The sequence below is a fragment of the Flavobacterium tructae genome, assembly GCF_002217475.1.
GTDB classification, from domain to species: domain Bacteria; phylum Bacteroidota; class Bacteroidia; order Flavobacteriales; family Flavobacteriaceae; genus Flavobacterium; species Flavobacterium tructae.
In genome coordinates this window covers 1-1623 of sequence record NZ_MUHH01000098.1, presented here as the reverse complement: position 1 = coordinate 1623, position 1623 = coordinate 1, and the positions used below count along the sequence as shown (strand labels likewise).

The 1623-nt window shown below is 23.8% G+C and carries 2 protein-coding genes; both read left to right on the top strand.

Annotated features, from left to right (window positions below; all coding sequences use genetic code 11):
* The coding region (locus B0A80_RS20930) for a hypothetical protein (RefSeq protein ID WP_165769314.1) at nucleotides 1–321 on the top strand (321 nt) is incomplete at its 5' end.
* 44 nt (nucleotides 322–365) lie between these two features.
* Nucleotides 366–1623: nucleotidyltransferase family protein (locus B0A80_RS20650; protein ID WP_089078511.1), on the top strand; the 1258-nt coding region annotated here is incomplete at its 3' end.

The window sequence follows — 1623 nt, the reverse complement described above, 5'->3', positions numbered from 1 at the left end:
GAGAATTTGAGTGTAATAAAAGGGGCGTCAGATGGTTACAAAAGCAAAAAGAATCAGTTAGTAGATTTGTTACATGAAAACAAGTTATTTCATACCGACTTTTCTAATCTGTCTTATTCAAATCTTTATAAAGTATTTTTAGAAGCTACAGACTTAAATTTAAAACAAAAAATTATTAAATCTATTTATAAAAAAATTGATTTAAATATTATGCCTACGGAAGAAGATTTTGATTTTATAAAAAGGGAAAGAAAAGATTCTAATAATTTTACAGAGACATTTAATGCGACTTTTTATTTGTATCAAAATTTAAGATTTTAGTACAAATAATCATTACTTTTAGATGGATAAATAATATCTAACATATGGATCAGATTGAGAAAGAAAATATTGTTATTAATAAATTAATTGAAATTTATTGTGAGGAAAATTTTCAAACTGATCTTAAAGACACTGCAATTTCAATAGTAAATAAGATAAAAAGTGTCATTGACGATAATGGTAATGACTTTGATCTTTTTTCCAAAAACAGTGTTCGAGATATAAAATATTTCAACATTGTTTATAGAATTAAAGAAGAAAAAAGTCTTCGAGAAAAATTTTATAGAGGTAATCTTCTTAGTAAAAACTTCACTTTTCTTAAGAACATTTCAAATATTGAAAATGAAAAAACTAGAATTAAGCAAACATTTAAAGGGTTAGGTGATATTATTGGAGTGAAGATTTTGACAGATTTAAATGTTGATTGTAAAAAGATTCATTCACTTCTAAGAACTCATGAATCAAAACTTGATATTGATGATATAAAATTAAATAAAGATGATTTAAGTTCTCAACCAACTGTAATGACAAATGGTCTAGATATTTACAAAATAAACGCTCATTTAAATCAGTATGCATTTGAGTTGCAAATAAAAAGTAAATTATTATCAGTATGGGGAGATATGGAGCATTCCATTTTTTACAAAGATTATTTTATTTCGCCTGTAAGAGAAAACACTCAAGCAACAATGAATCATATTGGGAAGCTTTTGTTCCAGATAGATGATTTTTTAGAAAGTGTTAGAGAGTCTAATAAATTATTTCATGAAAAATCTGATGTAATTTCATTTTTAACTTGGTTTGATAAAAATTATTCTGAAAAAATAAGAAATAAACTAGCAGATGTGGGGTACAAAATAGATTCTTTTTCAGAATTATTATATTTTATTAAAAACAGTAACAAAATATCAGATACTATATCTAAAAGAGAATTGCAATTCAATCATTTTGATTTTAATTCACAAACTTTAATTTATCAGAAATATAAGGAATTACGTGACAATAATTTTGAACTAAAGATTTTTGAATCGATCGTTTTTAGTTGGTTATGGAAGAGTTCAGAAATTAAGCTTAACAATATTGACAATTTATTCGAAACTTTTTTTGATAATATCTTTAATTACTTAACGGAAGGAATCATTAAGGAGTATAAAGGTGAAACTCATAAAAAAGTAAAAAATAAAGTAATATTTTACATTGAAAATTTAATTGTTTTAAAACCGAATGCAGATGTGTTTTTTTCAGTAAAAAAATATTTAAAACATCTTTCACTAATTGGTTTTATAAAAAGTGAATTAGAAT